Annotated in this window: 16 protein-coding genes and 1 riboswitch; of the genes, 9 read left to right on the forward strand and 7 right to left on the reverse strand. The window is 71.1% G+C overall.

Annotated features, from left to right (window positions below):
* Positions 1-9: 9 nt before the first annotated feature.
* Positions 10-585 carry a TerD family protein gene (locus LZ604_RS00115; RefSeq protein WP_234511007.1) on the reverse strand — a complete coding sequence of 192 codons (576 nt, stop codon included), beginning with the start codon at positions 583-585 and terminating at the stop codon, positions 10-12.
* A gap of 151 nt (positions 586-736) precedes the next feature.
* On the opposite strand from LZ604_RS00115, the gene arfB reads away from it, so the two are divergent.
* Positions 737-1,174 carry an alternative ribosome rescue aminoacyl-tRNA hydrolase ArfB gene (arfB, locus tag LZ604_RS00120; protein WP_234511010.1) on the forward strand — a complete coding sequence of 146 codons (438 nt, stop codon included), beginning with the start codon at positions 737-739 and terminating at the stop codon, positions 1,172-1,174.
* Positions 1,175-1,180: 6 nt separating this feature from the next.
* On the opposite strand, the gene LZ604_RS00125 is transcribed toward arfB, so the two are convergent.
* Positions 1,181-1,756, reverse strand: coding sequence for a flavin reductase family protein (locus LZ604_RS00125; protein WP_234511013.1), 576 nt, complete (start codon positions 1,754-1,756; stop codon positions 1,181-1,183).
* A 427-nt stretch (positions 1,757-2,183) separates the two neighbouring features.
* Here LZ604_RS00125 and cdgB point away from each other — a divergent pair, with 427 nt between their 5' ends.
* Together cdgB and LZ604_RS00135 are read left to right on the forward strand one after the other, a co-directional pair.
* Complete coding sequence (gene cdgB / locus LZ604_RS00130; protein ID WP_234511016.1) at positions 2,184-3,857, forward strand: diguanylate cyclase CdgB; 1,674 nt, start codon at positions 2,184-2,186, stop codon at positions 3,855-3,857.
* A 118-nt stretch (positions 3,858-3,975) separates the two neighbouring features.
* A complete protein-coding gene (locus tag LZ604_RS00135; protein ID WP_234511019.1) occupies positions 3,976-4,929 on the forward strand; it encodes a carbohydrate-binding protein in 954 nt (317 codons plus the stop codon).
* A 19-nt stretch (positions 4,930-4,948) separates the two neighbouring features.
* Here LZ604_RS00135 and LZ604_RS00140 read toward each other — a convergent pair whose 3' ends face one another.
* The 3 genes from LZ604_RS00140 to LZ604_RS00150 all read right to left on the reverse strand — a co-directional run bounded on the left by LZ604_RS00140 (position 4,949) and on the right by LZ604_RS00150 (position 8,225).
* Positions 4,949-5,878: a 1-phosphofructokinase family hexose kinase gene (locus tag LZ604_RS00140; RefSeq protein ID WP_234511876.1), complete on the reverse strand. Its 930-nt coding sequence runs from the start codon at positions 5,876-5,878 to the stop codon at positions 4,949-4,951.
* Positions 5,879-6,057: 179 nt separating this feature from the next.
* On the reverse strand, positions 6,058-7,281 hold the full coding sequence (gene nagA, locus LZ604_RS00145; RefSeq protein ID WP_234511022.1) for an N-acetylglucosamine-6-phosphate deacetylase: 1,224 nt from the start codon (positions 7,279-7,281) through the stop codon (positions 6,058-6,060).
* A complete protein-coding gene (locus LZ604_RS00150; protein WP_234511025.1) occupies positions 7,281-8,225 on the reverse strand; it encodes an ROK family protein in 945 nt (314 codons plus the stop codon). Before LZ604_RS00150 ends, nagA begins: the two co-directional genes overlap by 1 nt.
* Positions 8,226-8,401: 176 nt before the next feature.
* Between LZ604_RS00150 and LZ604_RS00155 the strand changes: the two genes are divergently transcribed.
* From LZ604_RS00155 to otsB, 3 genes are all read left to right on the forward strand, one after another.
* Entirely contained in the window at positions 8,402-9,631 is a 1,230-nt protein-coding gene (locus tag LZ604_RS00155) for an extracellular solute-binding protein (protein ID WP_234511030.1), read from the forward strand.
* A gap of 39 nt (positions 9,632-9,670) precedes the next feature.
* Positions 9,671-9,898 (forward strand): DUF3263 domain-containing protein, encoded by a 228-nt coding sequence (locus LZ604_RS00160; RefSeq protein WP_234511032.1) that lies wholly within the window; start codon positions 9,671-9,673, stop codon positions 9,896-9,898.
* Between the two features lie 80 nt (positions 9,899-9,978).
* Positions 9,979-10,824: a trehalose-phosphatase gene (gene otsB / locus LZ604_RS00165; protein ID WP_234511035.1), complete on the forward strand. Its 846-nt coding sequence runs from the start codon at positions 9,979-9,981 to the stop codon at positions 10,822-10,824.
* A gap of 61 nt (positions 10,825-10,885) precedes the next feature.
* Here otsB and LZ604_RS00170 read toward each other — a convergent pair whose 3' ends face one another.
* Both LZ604_RS00170 and LZ604_RS00175 read right to left on the reverse strand, forming a co-directional pair.
* On the reverse strand, positions 10,886-12,313 hold the full coding sequence (locus LZ604_RS00170; protein WP_234511040.1) for an alpha,alpha-trehalose-phosphate synthase (UDP-forming): 1,428 nt from the start codon (positions 12,311-12,313) through the stop codon (positions 10,886-10,888).
* Between the two features lie 114 nt (positions 12,314-12,427).
* Positions 12,428-13,399 carry a glucosyl-3-phosphoglycerate synthase gene (locus LZ604_RS00175; RefSeq protein ID WP_234511043.1) on the reverse strand — a complete coding sequence of 324 codons (972 nt, stop codon included), beginning with the start codon at positions 13,397-13,399 and terminating at the stop codon, positions 12,428-12,430.
* 149 nt (positions 13,400-13,548) lie between these two features.
* Positions 13,549-13,692: riboswitch (SAM riboswitch) on the forward strand.
* A gap of 18 nt (positions 13,693-13,710) precedes the next feature.
* Between LZ604_RS00175 and thrC the strand changes: the two genes are divergently transcribed.
* The 3 genes from thrC (at position 13,711) to LZ604_RS00190 (ending at position 15,917) form a co-directional block, all read left to right on the forward strand.
* Positions 13,711-14,991: a threonine synthase gene (gene thrC / locus LZ604_RS00180; RefSeq protein ID WP_234511047.1), complete on the forward strand. Its 1,281-nt coding sequence runs from the start codon at positions 13,711-13,713 to the stop codon at positions 14,989-14,991.
* A complete protein-coding gene (locus tag LZ604_RS00185; protein ID WP_234511052.1) occupies positions 14,988-15,263 on the forward strand; it encodes a MoaD/ThiS family protein in 276 nt (91 codons plus the stop codon). The genes thrC and LZ604_RS00185 overlap by 4 nt, the downstream gene beginning before the upstream one ends.
* 450 nt (positions 15,264-15,713) lie before the next feature.
* Positions 15,714-15,917 (forward strand): cold-shock protein, encoded by a 204-nt coding sequence (locus tag LZ604_RS00190; RefSeq protein WP_009339379.1) that lies wholly within the window; start codon positions 15,714-15,716, stop codon positions 15,915-15,917.
* Positions 15,918-15,927 lie beyond the last annotated feature (10 nt).

Here is a 15,927-nt window from a genome sequence, read left to right on the forward strand (position 1 = left end):
CCCCCGGCGTCAGACGTTGACGCCGAAGTCCTGGGCGATGCCGACCAGACCCGAGGCGTAGCCCTGGCCGACCGCGCGGAACTTCCACTCCGCGCCGTTGCGGTACAGCTCGCCGAAGATCATGGCCGTCTCCGTGGCCGCGTCCTCCGACAGGTCGTAGCGGGCGATCTCCTGGCCGCCGGCCTGGTTGACGATGCGGATGTACGCGTTGCGCACCTGGCCGAAGTTCTGCGAACGGGCCTCGGCGTCGTAGATGGAGACGGGGAAGACGACCTTGTCGATGTCGGCCGGGAGCGCCGCCAGGTTGACGTTGATCGCCTCGTCGTCGCCCGCGCCCTCACCCGTGCGGTTGTCACCCGTGTGGACGATCGAGTTGTCCGGGGTCTGCTTGTTGTTGAAGAAGACGAAGTGCTGGTCCGAGTAGACCCTGCCCTGCGGGTTGACCGCGATCGCGGAGGCGTCGAGGTCGAAGTCCGTGCCGGTGGTGGTGCGGACGTCCCAGCCGAGGCCCACGGTGACGGCGGTCAGGCCCGGAGCCTCCTTGGTGAGCGAGACGTTGCCACCCTTGGACAGGCTTACAGCCATTGTTGGGAGTCCCTTCCCTCGGTGCGTGTGCGGATGAAGCTACCGCCACCCTTAGGAACGCCAAGGGGGGTACCCATGGTTCCGGGTCTCTTTACCTCTTTTACCTTCCGTTCGGAAATACGGGTGACGCGGACCGTGTGAAGCCGGGAACATGGACCCCGTGTCCGGTCCCCACGTCATCCGCGGCTCCGTCTCGCTTCCCGAGGCCGAGCTCATGTGGCGTTTCTCGCGCTCCTCCGGGCCCGGCGGACAGCACGTCAACACCAGCGACACCCAGGTGGAATTGCGCTTCGACCTCGCGCGGACCGAGGCACTGCCTCCGGTGTGGAAGGAGCGGGCGCTGCGGCGGCTGGCGGGGCGGCTCGCCGACGGCGTCGTCACCGTCCGCGCCTCCGAGCACCGTTCGCAGTGGCGCAACCGCGAGGCCGCCGCCGTACGTCTCGCCGCCCTGCTCGCGGAGGCGACGGCGCCACCGCCGAAGCCGCGCAAACCGACCCGGATCCCCCGTGGGATCAACGAACGCCGGCTGCGGGAGAAGAAGCGCCGTGCGGAGACCAAGCGGGACCGCTCCGGACGGGACTGGTCCTAGACCCGGTCAGCCCAGGTTCCGGTACCGCCCCCGGAAGTACAGCAGCGGGCCGCCCTCCGCGCTCGGTACACGGGCGGTCAGGACCCGGCCGATGACCAGGGTGTGGTCACCGGCCCGCACCCGCTGTTCCGTGCGGCACTCCAGGGTCGCCAGGGCGCCGCCGACCAGCGGTGCGCCGGAGGCCTCGCCGCGGACGCAGGCGATGTCCTCGAACAGCAGCCGGTCGCTGATGCGGCCCTTCATCGCGAAGCGGCCCGCGATGTGGCGCTGGCTCTCGGTGAGCACGGAGACGGCCCACAGGGGCTGCTCGGCGAGCAGGTCGTCCATGCGGGAGCCCTCGCGCAGGCTGACCAGGACCAGGGGCGGGTCCAGGGACACCGACATGAACGCGTTGGCCGTCATGCCGACGTCCTCGCCGCTCGGCCCCTCCGGGTCCAGCGCCGGTTCGTACGCGGTCACCAGGACCACGCCCGTGGCCAGCCGGGACATCGCGGCGCGGAACTCGTCGTTGCTCACCCCCTCAGGATGCCCGGAGGCGGGCGGGACGGCGGTCAGAAGCGGGGCGGGGGGAGTGTTCAGCACACAGGAAAGCTAGTCTGCGCCCCCGGGCCCCCACATCGGCCCCGGGTCCGAGCCGGGACCTAGGACCGGCGGCCGAGGCCATGGGGCGCCCACCGGTCTTTTCCCGTCTTTCAACTCGGCTCTCGTCGCGGCCGGTTGGCCCGTATGATCACGGCGTCTGCATGGGGTGACGAATTGTGTGCGCGGAATGCGCCGGAAAAACGCGGAATCCCCACCCAATTGTTCATGTTTTTCTGTGACTTGAGTCACAGGGGGCGTATTTTGTTGACCCTGTGTACCTAGTGGGGAGCGCGCTGTGATTCAGTGGCTGGGACGCTGCTGGACGCTACACCCGGAGTACGCCGAGTAGCGCACCGACGAAGACGAAGGGAACCGTAGTACGCCGAAGCGTCCCTGGAGTTGCTGCGAGACCTCGAGGGGAGGGCGAATGGAGACCGAGTCGGAGCCGTATGTCCGCCTGGCCACCCTGCGGCAGCTCCACCAGGTGATGGCGGACATGAACACCGCCCGGAGCCTGGCGGACACGCTGCAGACCGTCGCCGAGGGCATCGTCACCGGCCTCGGCTACGAGCTGGCGGCCGTCAACCTCGTACGCCCGGACGGGGACCTCGTCGTCGCCGCGCTCGCCGGGAACTCCGCGGCCGAGGCACTGATCACCGGCCGTGTCGGCTCCCGTGCCTCCTGGGAGCGCCGGCTCACGATGGGCGAGGCCTGGGGCGACCTGAGGTTCATACCGCACACCGAGGGCTGGATCCTCGACGAGGACGACGTCCCGCAGTGGTACACCGACGGCCCGGAGCCCCGCTTCGAGGACGAGTGGCACCCCTCCGACCGCCTCTTCGCTCCCATGTACACACCGGGTGTCCAGGGCGGCCCCGGCGAGCTGATCGGGGTCATCTCCGTCGACCGCCCGCGCAACGGGCGGCGGCCCGGCGCCTGGGGACGCGAGGCGCTCCAGATGTACGCCTTCCAGGCCGCCATAGCCATCAGCAACGCCAGGCTGCGAGCCAACATGCAGCGGGCGCTCGTCCGCCTGGAGCGGGAGCAGCAGGCCCTGCGCGCCAGCGAGGAGTCCTTCCGGCAGGCCTTCGAGTACGCCCCCTCCGGCATGGCCATCGCGGAGATGGGCGGCGACCAGCACGGGCGGATCCTGCGCACCAACGACGCCCTGTGCCGCCTGCTCGGCCGGCCCGCCTCCGCCATGCGCCGCTACTCGTTCTCCGACCTCGTCCACCCCGAGGACATCGGCACCCTGCTGCGCACCTCCGCCGAGGGCGGCCGGGCCGAGCTGCGGCTCGGGCGCCGGGACGGCACATACGTCTGGGTGTCCCTGCGCAACTCCGTCGTGGCGGACGCCGCCGACGGGCCCCGCTTCCTGCTCACCCACGTCGAGGACATCGAAGAGCGCAAGCGCCGCGAGTTGCAGCTCGCGCACCGCGCCTCCCACGACTCGCTCACCGGTCTGCCCAACTCCGCCGAGCTGCGCTCGCGGCTGTCGGCCCGGTTGTGCCAGCGGCCCCAGTCCCTGCCGACGGGCGCGGCCGAGTCCCTGGACGCCGCGTACGGCGCATACGAGGCCGGTCACCCGGCGGCGTACGACGGGGGCGGGCACGCGTTCGACTTCCACACCGGCCCGGGGCCGTACGACGCCTTCGACCACCATGTGCACACCGTCGCACCCGACCGGGACACCGACGACGGCACCAAGGGGCTCGCGGTGCTCTTCTGCGACCTGGACGGATTCAAGTCGATCAACGACCGCTTCGGGCACAACGCAGGGGACGCCGTTCTCATCGAGGTCGCACGGCGGCTCAGCCGCGGCGTACGCGACGGGGACACGGTGGCCCGGCTCGGCGGCGACGAGTTCGTCGTCCTCGCGGACGGGCTCGGCAAGGCCGACGCCCAGGACCTCGCCGTGCGCCTGCGCAACGAGATCATCCAGCCGATCCGGGTGGACGGCCGCGCCATGCGGGTCGGCGCCAGTTTCGGCATCGGCTGGGCCCACTGTGGAATGACGGCGGACGAAGTGTTGAAATCCGCTGACGAGCGGATGTACGTGGAGAAACGATCTCGTCCCAAGCAACACCGACGCGCGGGATAAACCCCAGGTCAGTGTGCAGGTGATGAGAAGAACTGCCGTTTGGGGCCCGTGGAGCGGGTAGGCTCGCCATTCAGCCACCTATGCAATCGGACCCGCACCTGTTGAGGAGTACCTAGGGATGACGCCCGGCAACAACGGCGCGAGCACGCCCGAGGACGACGACCCGTTCGGCTATCTCTACGCCGACGGTCAGGCCAACGGCGCCCAGCCGCCCGCCGGCGGCTACGGCTACCCGGGATCCGTCAACAGAGTGCGTGCCGTCGGTGAACGGCAGTACGGCCAGCCCCAGGCGCAGACGGCAGCCTACGGGCAGGTGCCCCAGCAGCAGGGCTACGGCCAGGGCCCCTACGGCCAGCCGAACGCCCACTACGCGGCGCCCGAGACCGTGCCGGGCGGCGGCGCCCCCACCACCCGTCAGACACCGGCGGGCACGGGCGGCGGCCGCGGCCGGGGCCCCAACACCAAGGGCCTGCTGATCGGGGCGATCGCGGTGGTCGCCGCGGTCGTCGTCGGCATCGGGGTGGCCATGATCGGCGGCGACTCGAACGACAAGAAGGACACGGCGGGCGGCGCGTCGAGCGGCCCGACCGCCTCGCAGAGCGCCTCCCCGAGCGCGTCCGGATCGGCCTCCCCGGCCGCCGGTGAACTGCCGAAGATCGACGCCAAGGCCCTGCGGCTGGAGGGCGGCACGACCACCGCCTCCGACGTGAAGGGCGCCAAGGCCGACGGCGGGGTCTATGTGTCCGGCTTCAACGCCGTCGGTGCCGCCGTGACATGGAGCGTGGACGTTCCCGCGGACGGCAAGTACACGTTGCACACCGGCTACGGAGTGCCCGGTGTCGACGCCACCGCCACCCTCTCGATCAACGGGAAGGCGCAGGACGGCCCGCTCAAGCTGAAGAACTGGGCCGGGGCGCCCCAGGGCGACTGGGAGAAGGGCTGGACGAAGACGTTCAACTACGTCCAGCTCACCAAGGGCACCAACACGATCCGCATCTCCTGCGAGCAGGGGAACCAGTGCAACGCCTACCTCGACCAGCTGTGGCTGACCGAGGGCTGGTCGGCGGCCTAGCCGGCCCGGGTGACACCGGCTACGCCGCGGTGGCCTCGCTCGTGACCGCCACCCGGTCCAGCAGTTCCTCGTAGGTGTGGCGGTCGAACTCGCCCGCCACCGGCGCCAGGACGGTCGCCGTCGACAGGGCCACCGCGCGGGCCAGGCGGGCCGGCCAGGGCAGATGGTCGACCAGCCCCGACAGCAGGCCCGCGACGGCCGAGTCGCCGGCGCCCGTCGGATTTCCCCGGATGCGCCGCGGCGGGACGGCCCGCCAGCGGCCCTCCGCGTTCACGGCGAGCAGGCCCTCCGCGCCCAGCGAGGCCACCACCGTGTGCGCCCCGCGTCTGCGGGCGTCCCGGGTGGCCTGCAACGGTTCGTGGGAGCCGGTGAGTTCGGCCAGCTCGTCGGCGTTCGGCTTGACGATGTCCGGGCGGGCGGCCACCCCGCGGCGCAGCGGCTCGCCGCTCGTGTCGAGCAGGACGGGCACGCCCATCGCCCGTGCGGTGCGGACCAGTTGGGCGTACGCGCCCACCGGCACCCCCGGCGGCAGGCTGCCGCACAGGGCCACCGCCGCCGCGGAGCCCACCAGGTTCGCGTAGGTGTCCAGGAAGGCCGACCACTCGGCCGGCGCTATCGCCGGGCCCGCCTCGTTGAGCTGGGTGGTGTCGCCGGTCGTCTCGTCGACCACCGCGACCGTGCGCCGGGTGGCGCCCGCCACCGGGACCAGCGCGTCCACGATGCCGGGGGTGTGCGTGAGCTGGTCCTTCAGGGAGCGGCCCGTCGCGCCGCCCGCGAAGCCGGTGGCGGTCACCCGGTGGCCGAGCGCGGCGAGCACCCGGGCCGCGTTCAGGCCCTTGCCGCCGGGCCGTTCGGTCACCTCGGTCACCCGGTGCGAGGCGTGCGGCCTGAGCGCCCGTACGCGATAGGTGATGTCGAGAGCGGTGTTCAGCGTGACCGTGAGGATCACCTGGGACCTCCCTCGAATGTCGTGGCGGCGCGCCTGGTGGTTCCGTACGTCGGTTCCCCGTGTGCGGAATTCCAGGATGCTCCTGCCGTCGGCGGTGTGCGGAGGCTCGATCATGCCAAATGAGTCGGCGGTCGGCCCAGTCCCCGGGTCGACCGCCCTGTAACCAACAAGCGGATGAATCACCCCAGTTGCGGATCGACCACCCATGCGCCGCGGCGCATCACCCCCTTGAGGGCGAACTCCTCGTCCAGCAGCACCAGGTCGGCGTCCTTTCCGGGCTCCAGGGAACCCACCCGGTCGTAGACGCCCAGCAGCCTGGCCGGGTTGGCCGAGACGGCCGCGACGACGTCCTCCACCGGGAGCCGGTCGACGGTGACCGCCCGCCGGAAGGCGCGGTCCAGGGTGAGCGTCGAGCCCGCGATCGAGCCTCCCTGCACCAGACGTGCCACCCCGTCGGCCACCTCCACCTCCAGTGGACCGAGCATGTACCGCCCGTCGCCGATGCCCGCCGCGTCCATCGCATCCGTGATGAACGCGACCCGGGAGGCCCCGGCGTGATGGAACGCCAGCCGGAGGGCGGCCGCGTGCAGATGGGTGCCGTCGTCGATCAGCTCGACCGTGACCCGCTCGTCCTCCAGGAGTGCGGTGATGGGCCCGGGGGCGCGGTGGCCGAGCGGCGGCATCGCGTTGAACAGGTGTGTCGCCACCGTGGCGCCCGCGTCGATCGCCTGCACCGTCTGCTCGTACGTCGCGTCCGTGTGCCCGATCGCCGCGATCACTCCGTGCTCGGCGAGCAGCCGTACGGAGTCGATGCCGCCGGGCAGTTCGGCGGCGAGCGTGACCATCCTCGCCCGTCCGCGGGCGGCGTCGATCAGCTTGCGCACCTCGGCGGGATCCGGGTCGCGCAGCAGTTCCTCCGAGTGCGCGCCCTTGCGGCACGGCGAGATGAACGGCCCCTCGAAGTGGATGCCGGCGATCTCGCCCTGCTCCGCCAGCTCGGACAGCAGTCCGGCCTGCCGGACGAGGAAGTCCATGTCGTCGGTGACGGTCGAGGCGACAAGGGTGGTGGTGCCGTGCAGCCGGTGGGTGCGGACGGCCGTCAGGATGTCTTCGGCCGTACCGGAGAAGGACGCCCCGCCGCCCCCGTGGTTGTGCAGGTCGACGAAGCCGGGGACCAGCCAGTGTCCTCGTACGTCGATGATCTCCGCGTTCGCTTGGACCCCGCCCGGAAGCCGGGGGCCCTCCCGGTCGGGCGGGGCCGGGCTCGCTGAAGCGGCCGGGTCCCCGGAGCCGCCGGGGGAGACGGCGGCGATCCGTGTGCCCTGCACGACGACGCTGCCGTCGGTCACGATCCCGGTGGGCAGCACCACCCGGGCACCGGCGAGAACCTTGCTGGGGGCCATCAGGCGGTTACCTCCGAACGGTCAGTGGTTTCGAGGAGATCCCAGGCGAGAAGTCCCGCGCCCAGGCATCCGGCACTGTCCCCCAGCGCCGCGGGGACGACCGTCGGCGGCCTCTGGAAGGTGAGCCGCCGCCGGACGGCGTCCCGCAGCGGTGCGAACAGGGTCTCCCCCGCCTCGGCGAGCCCGCCGCCGACGATGACCGTGCGCGGGTCCAGCAGGGTGAGGGCGGTGACCAGGCCGTCGGCGAGCGCGTCCACGGCCTGCTGCCAGATCCGGACGGCGTTCGGATCACCGGACGCGACGGCCCGCGCGCAGTCGGCCGCGTCTGCCTCGGGGTCCCCGCACGCCTCGGCCCAGGCCCCGCTGACGGCCGCCGCGGACGCGTAACGCTCCAGACAGCCGCTCTGGCCGCACGGGCAGGGGACCCCGCCGGGGCGTACGACGATGTGACCTATCTCGCCGGCGAAGCCGTGCGCGCCGGCCTCCACCCGGCCGTCGATCCCGATGGCGCCCGCGATACCGGTGCCGAGGGGGACGAACAGAAAGCGGTCCGCGCCCTTGCCCGCGCCGATGCGGCCCTCGGCGAGTCCGCCGGTGCGCACATCGTGACCGAGCGCGACGGGCGCGCCGGCCAGCCGGCGGCTGAGCAGGTCCCGCAGGGGTACGTCACGCCAGCCGAGGTTGGCCGAGTAGGCGGCGACCCCGCGGTCGGCGTCCACGATGCCGGGTACCGCGACGCCCGCCGCGGCCGCGGGTTCGCCGAAGTGGCGCTCGCCGTGCGTGTGCAGCTCGGCGGCGAAACCGAGGATCGACTCCACCACGGCATCGGGCCCGCGCTCGCGGCCGGTGGCCCGGCGCGCCCGGTACAGCAGCTCGCCCCCCGCACCGACCAGGGCGGCCTTCATCCCGGTGCCGCCCACGTCGAGGGCGATGACATGTCTCACGGAGACAGTGTGACCCCTGGGCCCGAAGAGGTCTAGTCCACTCGCGTGGTGTAGACCTTATGTAGTTGATATTCCACATTCCGAGACAGCAAGGTTGGTCAAGAGCGGTGCAGGGGCGCGGGGCGCGTAGGACGACGTGGCACAAGGGTCTGATCGCGGGGGTGTCCGCACTGGGCATGACAGCGGTACTGGCGGGCTGCTCAGGCTCGTCCGGGTCGGGGGAGGTGACGCTGCGGCTGGTGGCCGCGGACTACGGGGACTCCTCGGCCGACAGCTCCAAGAAGTATTGGGACACGCTGGTCAGGGACTTCGAGGCGGAGCACTCCGGAATCAAGGTCGAGGTCGGCGTCTACTCCTGGAACGACGTGGACGCAAAGGTCAAGGAGATGGTGGCTGCGGGCCACGCGCCCGACATGGCGCAGATCGGGGCGTACGCCGACTACGCGGCGGCGGGCAGGCTGTACCAGGCCGACGAGGTGCTCTCGATCCCCGTCCAGGCGGACTTCGCCTCCGAACTGAGCAACGCGGGCAAGGTGAACCGGACCCAGTACGGCATGCCGTTCGCGGCGTCCACACGGCTGCTCTTCTACAACAAGACGCTGTTCTCCCAGGCGGGCATCCAGCCGCCCACGACCTGGAACGACCTGGCGGCGGACGCGCAGGCGCTCAAGGCCAAGGGAGTGAAGTTCCCCTTCGCGCTGCCGCTCGGGCCGGAGGAGGCCCAGGCCGAGACCATGCAGTGGCTGCTCAGCGGCGGCGACGGCTACCTGGACGGCTTCGGCTCCTACGACCTCGACTCCGCGCAGAACGTGGGAACCTTCACCTGGCTGAAGGACGAACTGGTCGGCAAGGGGCTGACGGGCCCGGTGGCGCCGGGCCGGCTCAACCGCGCCGACGCCTTCGCCGCGTTCACACGTGGTGAGGTCGGCATGCTCAACGGCCACCCCTCCCTGATGAAGGCGGCGCGGGCCAAGGGCGTGAGCTTCGGCATGGTGCCGATGCCCGGGGTCGGCGGCCGGGCGAAGTCCACGATGGGCGTGACCGACTGGATGATGGCCTTCAAGCAGAACGGCCACAAAGCCCAGATCCGCGAGTTCCTCGACTATGTGTACGACGAGAAGAACGTGCTGGACTTCTCTCGTCGGTACGACCTGCTGCCGGTCACCAACTCGGCGCAGGAGACCATGGCGGCGTCGCCGCGGGACGCGGATCTGGCGCCCTTCCTGGAGCAGCTGCCGAGCTCGGAGCTGTACCCGGTCGGCAAGACGTCCTGGGCGGGTGTCAGCGCGGACATCAAGAAGCAGATCGGCAAGGCGGTCGGCCCCGGCGGCAGCCCGGCGGTCATCCTCGGCGGACTCCAGCGGGCGGCGGTGACGGCGGACAGCGCCACCGGCTCGGCCGGCTGAGCGGTCCGCTCCGTCGGCCCCTGCGGCTACCGTTCCCCCATGGAACAGCTCAACCCCCGAGAAAAGGCCGTCCTCGCCCTGGAGGGGCGCAGCTTCTCCGGGCCGGGGGCCAAGGAGCGGGCCATACGGGAGCAGCTGGGTCTCGCCCCGGTGCGCTACTACCAGCTGCTCAACGCCCTCCTCGACGACCCGAGGGCCCTGGCCCACGCCCCGGTCACGGTCAACCGCCTCCGCCGCCTCCGCGACGCCCGCCGCGCGGAGCGCTGACCGCACCGGGCGCCGACCGCGCGGGGCGCCGGGTTCGTGAGGCAGGCGTGCATCCCGTCCCGCGCGGATAGGGTCGGTGCATGGGCAGCCACACGGACTCCTTGCCGACGCCCGCCACTCCGGCCGGGCGCGACGGTCTCGACGCCATCCTCGCCCGGCCCGAGCGGGCCGTCCTCGCCTTCGACTTCGACGGGACGCTCGCCCCGATCGTCCCGGACCCCGACCAGGCCCGCGCCCACCCGGACGCGGTCCCCGCTCTCGCGGCGCTCGCCCCCAAGGTCGCATCCGTCGCGGTCGTCACCGGCCGCCCGGCCGGCGTCGCCGTCCGCCACGGTGGCTTCGCAGGGGTGCCCGGACTCGACCACCTCGTCGTCCTCGGCCACTACGGCGCCGAACGCTGGGACGCCCGCACCGGCACCGTCAACGCCCCCGCCCCGCACCCCGGCGTCGCCGCCGTCCGTGCCGAACTCCCCGGCTTCCTGGACGAGATCGGTGCCTGGCGGGGCACCTGGATCGAGGAGAAGGGGCGGGCCGTCGCCGTGCACACCCGCAGGGCCGACGATCCGCAGGCCGCCTTCGAGGCCCTGCGCGAACCGCTCTCCGACCTCGCCGCCCGTCACGGACTGATCGTCGAACCCGGCCGGATGGTCCTGGAGCTGCGCCCGCCGGGCATGGACAAAGGGGTGGCCCTGCTGGAGTACGTCCGTGAGATCGGCGCGGGAGCGGTCATGTACGCGGGTGACGACCTCGGCGACCTGCCCGCCTTCGCCGCCGTCGACAAACTCCGCTCCGACGGCGTCCCCGGCCTGCTGGTGTGCAGCGGCAGCGAGGAGGTCACGGAACTCGCGGACAGGGCGGATCTCGTGGCCGACGGCCCGGAAGGGGTCGTGGCGCTGTTGAGGGCCCTGGCGGGCAGGCTCGCGTGAAGCGCCCCCTGGCCCGCCCGGTGAAGCGGCCCCGGACCACCCGGGTGGCGCACGGCGGCCGTCAGCCCTCCAGCGCGGCCAGCTGATCCAGGAACCACCGGGCCGGTGGGAGCGCCGTGGCCTGCGCGGCGAGCCGTTTCGTGCGCTCCGCGCGCTCCCCCGGCCCCATCGACAGCGCCTCGTGCAGCGCCCGGGCCGTGCCCACGATGTCGTACGGATTCACCGTCACCGCGTCCTCGCCCAGCTCCTCGTACGCCCCCGCCTCCCGCGACAGCACCAGCGCACAGCCCTCGTCGGAGACCACCGGGACCTCCTTGGCGACCAGGTTCATGCCGTCCCGGATGGGGTTCACCAGGGCCACGTCCGCCAGCCGGTACGCGGCGAGCGAGCGCGCGAAGTCGTCCTTGACATGCAGCTCCACCGGGGTCCACCCGGGCGTCCCGAAACGCGAGTTGATCTCCGCGGCCACCCGCTGGACCTCCGCCGTGTACTCACGGTAGACGGCCAGGTCCTGCCGCGACGGGTAGGCGAACGCCACGTGGACGACCCGTTCGCGCCACTCCGGACGCGACCGGAGCAGTTCCTCGTACGCCAGCAGCCCGCGCACGATGTTCTTGGACAGCTCGGTGCGGTCCACCCGCACGATCGTCTTGCGGGGTCTGCCGTCGGGGGCCGTGCCGATCTGGGCCCGCAGGGTCCGCATCCGCTCCGCCACGTCCGGCCGGTGCGCCCGCTCGCGCAGGAACTCCACGTCGGCGCCCAGCCCGTGGACACCGATGCGGGTGCCGGAGGGGATGCCCGGGCCGAGGACCGCGTGACAGCAGTCCGTGAAGGCGTCCGCCCACCGCTGGGTGAGGAACGCCGCCCGGTCCGCGCCCAGGATCCCGCCGAGCACCTGCGCGGCGATGTCGTCCGGCAGCAGCCGGAAGTACTCCGGCGGCGCCCACGGTGTGTGCGAGAAGTGGCCGATCCGCAGGTCGGGCCTCAGCTCGCGGAGCATCCGGGGGGTCAGGGTGAGGTGGTAGTCCTGGACCAGGACCGCCGCGCCCTCGGCAGCCTCCTCCGCCAGTGCCTCGGCGAAGGCCCGGTTGTACCCCTCGTACGCCGCCCACTGCCGCCGGAACTCCGTGTCGAAGACCGGCTCCATCGGCGTCTGGTACAGCATGTGGTGCACGAACCACAGGACCGAGTTCGCGATGCCGTTGTACGCGGCGGCGTGCATCTGCGCGTCGACGTCCAGCATTCGTACGTGCTGGCCGCCGGTGTCGGCCGGATCGAGCGTGCCGCCCGTCCGCCGTACGGCCTCCCGGTCGCTGTCGTTCAGCGCCGAGCAGACCCACACCGCGTCCGTGCCGGGGCCGATCGCCGACAAGCCGGAGACCAGTCCGCCCCCGCCGCGCCTGGCGGTGAGCCGTCCCGTCTCGTCCAGCGTGTACGAGACCGGGCCGCGGTTGGACGCCACGAGAACGGAAGCCGCATTCGAAGCCATGCCACGAAACCTAGCCCGAGCCGAAAACGCTCAAACGTTCCCTTCGGCCGTATGCGGAGCCGTATACAACCGGTGGCGTCACGCCCGCGGACCGGCGCCGGCGGGGGTGAAGGCTCAGGCAGCCCACCGGTTCGCGTACTCCGCGATCTCCGCCATCGGTGGCCGCTCCTCCGTGTCCACCGCGTACGTCCTTGGCTCGAAGCCGCCCTCGACGCGCTCGAACTGGGTGAGGGCGGGGCGGATCAGATGGCCGCGGGCCAGTCGCAGCTGTGCGGTGCGGTAGATCGCCGCGGCCATGCGGCCGAGCGCCTGGCCGCCCTGGTGGCGGTGCAGGCGCACGCCGACATCGACCTGGGCCAGCGCGTCCAGACCCACCAGGTGCAGGGCGTCGACCAGCATGCCCAGCTCCACGCCGTACCCGACCGGGAACGGGATCCGCTCCAGCAGGGAGCGGCGGGCGGCGTACTCACCGCCGAGCGGCTGTACGAAGCCGGCCAGTTGCGGCCAGTGCATGTTGAGCAGCGGGCGGGCCATCAGCTCGGTGACGCGGCCGCCCTGTCCCGCCGCGGCCGTGCCGGGGGCGTGCTCGCCGGCCAGGGTCAGCGGCCGGTCGTACATCGCCTTCACGAGGTGCACACCCGGGTCGGTGAGCAGCGGGCCCACGATCCCGGAGACGAAGTCCGAGGAGAACTCCCTCAGATCGGCGTCGACGAAGCAGACGATGTCCCCGCGGGTGACCAGGAGGGAGCGCCACAGCACCTCCCCCTTGCCGGGCACGGCCGGGATGCGCGGCAGGATGGCGTCTCGGTGCACCACCGTCGCGCCGGCCGCCGCGGCCACCTCGGAGGTGCGGTCCGTGGAGCCCGAGTCGACGACGACGATCTCGTCGACGAGCGGAACCTGCTGCATGAGGTCGTGGCGGATGACGGCGACGATCTCGCCGACCGTCTCCTCCTCGTTGAGCGCGGGCAGCACGACGCTGACCGACGAGCCCGAGGAGCGTTTGGCGGCCAGGATCTGATGGAGCGGGCGATCGGCCACGGACCAGGAGCGGGTGCTCAGCCAGCGCTCGACTTCTTCCAGCACAGTCTGCGGCTCCTCACATGTGGTGATCCATCTCGCGGTTCGGACGACTATCTCAACTGTCCTGGCCTTCGGTTACAGTCTTGAACAACGCCGGTGACCATCGCATGTCGTGGGTCGCCGCGTTCGTCACCAGTGAAACAACCGCATACAGCTCATCCAGAGGGGCAGAGGGAAACGGCCCGATGAAGCCCCGGCAACCCTCCAGCCGGTTCTCGTCTTCCACCGCGAGGCTCCCGGCTAGGGAAGGTGCCAAATCCGTCTCACGGCGAGATGCGTCGTGAGGAAGATGAGGAGAAAGGGCCTCGCCTGACATGGCTGTGCAGACAGTTGCAAGCACCACCGACTCCGTGAATCTCGGTCCGGCCGCGGCCCTGTCCTGCCGCGAGTGCGGCCATCGGGTGCCGCTCGGCCCGGTCTTCGCCTGCGAGGAGTGTTTCGGCCCGCTGGAGATCGCGTACGACTTCTCGGGCTACGACACCGAGGAACTGCGGAAGCGGATCGAGGCGGGCCCCGCGAACATCTGGCGCTATGCGCCGCTCCTGCCGGTCCCGGCGGACGTCGCCGACAAGCCGAACCTCAACCCGGGCTGGACCAAGCTGGTCAAGGCCGACAACCTCGCGCGCGAGCTGGGCGTGACCGGTGGTCTGTATGTGAAGGACGACTCCGGCAACCCGACGCACTCCTTCAAGGACCGGGTGGTCGCCCAGGCCCTGGAGGCGGCGCGCGTCTTCGGCTTCACCACCCTCTCCTGCTCCTCCACCGGCAACCTGGCGGGCGCGGTCGGCGCCGCGGCGGCCCGGGCCGGATTCCGCTCCTGCGTGTTCATCCCGCACGACCTGGAGCAGGGCAAGGTCGTCATGGCCGCGGTCTACGGCGGCGAGCTGATCGGCATCGAGGGCAACTACGACGATGTGAACCGCTTCTGCTCGGAACTGATCGGCGACCCGGCCGGCGAGGGCTGGGGCTTCGTCAACGTCAACCTGCGTCCGTACTACGCGGAGGGGTCCAAGACCCTGGCGTACGAGATCGCCGAGCAGCTGGGCTGGCGGCTGCCGGACCAGATCGTGGTCCCGATCGCCTCCGGCTCGCAGCTCACGAAGATCGACAAGGGGCTGCAGGAGCTGATCAGGCTCGGGCTGGTCGAGGACCGTCCGTACAAGATCTTCGGTGCGCAGGCCGAGGGCTGCTCTCCGGTGTCCACCGCGTTCAAGGCGGGCCACGACGTCGTACGGCCGCAGAAGCCGGACACGATCGCCAAGTCGCTGGCGATCGGCAACCCGGCGGACGGCCCCTATGTCCTCGACATCGCGCGGCGCACCGGCGGGGCCGTGGAGGACGTGACGGACGAGCAGATCGTCGACGCCATCAAGCTGCTCGCCCGGACGGAGGGCATCTTCGCGGAGACGGCGGGCGGTGTGACGGTGGGCGTCACCCGCAAGCTGATCGAGAGCGGTGTCCTCGACCCGACGAAGACGACCGTCGTCCTCAACACCGGCGACGGTCTCAAGACCCTGGACGCGGTGGCGGGCACCGGCCTCACCGCGACGATCCGTCCGACCCTGGACTCCTTCCGAGAGGCTGGCCTCGCATGAGCGTGACCGTTCGCATCCCCACCATCCTGCGCACCTACACCGGGGGCCGGGCCGAGGTCGCCGCCGAGGGCGCCACCCTCGCCGAGGTCATCGCCGACCTGGAGAAGAACCACACCGGCATCGCCGCCCGCGTCCTCGACGACCAGGGCAAGCTGCGCCGCTTCGTCAACGTGTACGTCAACGACGACGACGTGCGTTTCGAGCAGGGCCTCGACACGGCGACGCCGGACGGCGCGGGCGTCTCCATCATCCCGGCCGTCGCGGGCGGCTGAGGGCCGCTCACCTCCCGTCGGCCATTACCCTCGGTAACGAGAACACCGAGAGTTCATCGAATTGCCCTCTCCGTGAGAGAAGCGGAGGGGGCAATTCTGCATGGTTGAGCGCGGTACAGTTGGGGAACGCGTTTCCCGGTCTCCCGGTCGGACGCCCTCGCCCCTGCCGCCCACCCGACAAGAAGCAGCCAAAGTGGGCAGGGTTTTTGCGCCATTCATTCCTTTTGTCGGGCCCGACTTGCCCTGAATTCGGGTGAACTCTCCGTACATTCCCGACCGGTCATGCCCGGATTTCTCGTCCGATTGACCTGTTGCAGACGGCAGTTGGACAGATACATTCAGCCGCGGTCGACGCGTTCCGGCGCACGCCCCCAACCGTTGGGGGGTGAGGTCTGACCCGGATCCGCGAAGTGTGGATCTGTGCAAGGGCCAGTAATAGGGGAGTTAGGCATGGCTCAGGGCACCGTCAAGTGGTTCAACGCGGAGAAGGGGTACGGCTTCATCGCGGTCGACGGTGGTGCGGATGTATTCGTCCACTACAGCGCGATCCAGATGGACGGCTACCGCACCCTGGAAGAGGGTCAGCGGGTCGAGTTCGAGATCTCGCAGGGTCAGAAGGGGCCGCAGGCGGACATGGTCCGTCTGGCCGGCTGAAGTTGCGCGC

Source organism: Streptomyces glomeratus (genome assembly GCF_021462825.1).
GTDB classification, from domain to species: Bacteria; Actinomycetota; Actinomycetes; order Streptomycetales; family Streptomycetaceae; genus Streptomyces; species Streptomyces glomeratus.

Coding starts and splice junctions, on each gene's coding strand:
- LZ604_RS00115 (WP_234511007.1), bottom strand. CDS start 585: ATGGCTGTAAGCCTGTCCAAGGGTGGCAACGTCTCGCTCACCAAGGAG.
- arfB (WP_234511010.1), top strand. CDS start 737: ATGGACCCCGTGTCCGGTCCCCACGTCATCCGCGGCTCCGTCTCGCTT.
- cdgB (WP_234511016.1), top strand. CDS start 2,184: ATGGAGACCGAGTCGGAGCCGTATGTCCGCCTGGCCACCCTGCGGCAG.
- LZ604_RS00135 (WP_234511019.1), top strand. CDS start 3,976: ATGACGCCCGGCAACAACGGCGCGAGCACGCCCGAGGACGACGACCCG.
- nagA (WP_234511022.1), bottom strand. CDS start 7,281: ATGGCCCCCAGCAAGGTTCTCGCCGGTGCCCGGGTGGTGCTGCCCACC.
- LZ604_RS00155 (WP_234511030.1), top strand. CDS start 8,402: ATGACAGCGGTACTGGCGGGCTGCTCAGGCTCGTCCGGGTCGGGGGAG.
- LZ604_RS00160 (WP_234511032.1), top strand. CDS start 9,671: ATGGAACAGCTCAACCCCCGAGAAAAGGCCGTCCTCGCCCTGGAGGGG.
- otsB (WP_234511035.1), top strand. CDS start 9,979: ATGGGCAGCCACACGGACTCCTTGCCGACGCCCGCCACTCCGGCCGGG.
- LZ604_RS00170 (WP_234511040.1), bottom strand. CDS start 12,313: ATGGCTTCGAATGCGGCTTCCGTTCTCGTGGCGTCCAACCGCGGCCCG.
- thrC (WP_234511047.1), top strand. CDS start 13,711: ATGGCTGTGCAGACAGTTGCAAGCACCACCGACTCCGTGAATCTCGGT.
- LZ604_RS00185 (WP_234511052.1), top strand. CDS start 14,988: ATGAGCGTGACCGTTCGCATCCCCACCATCCTGCGCACCTACACCGGG.
- LZ604_RS00190 (WP_009339379.1), top strand. CDS start 15,714: ATGGCTCAGGGCACCGTCAAGTGGTTCAACGCGGAGAAGGGGTACGGC.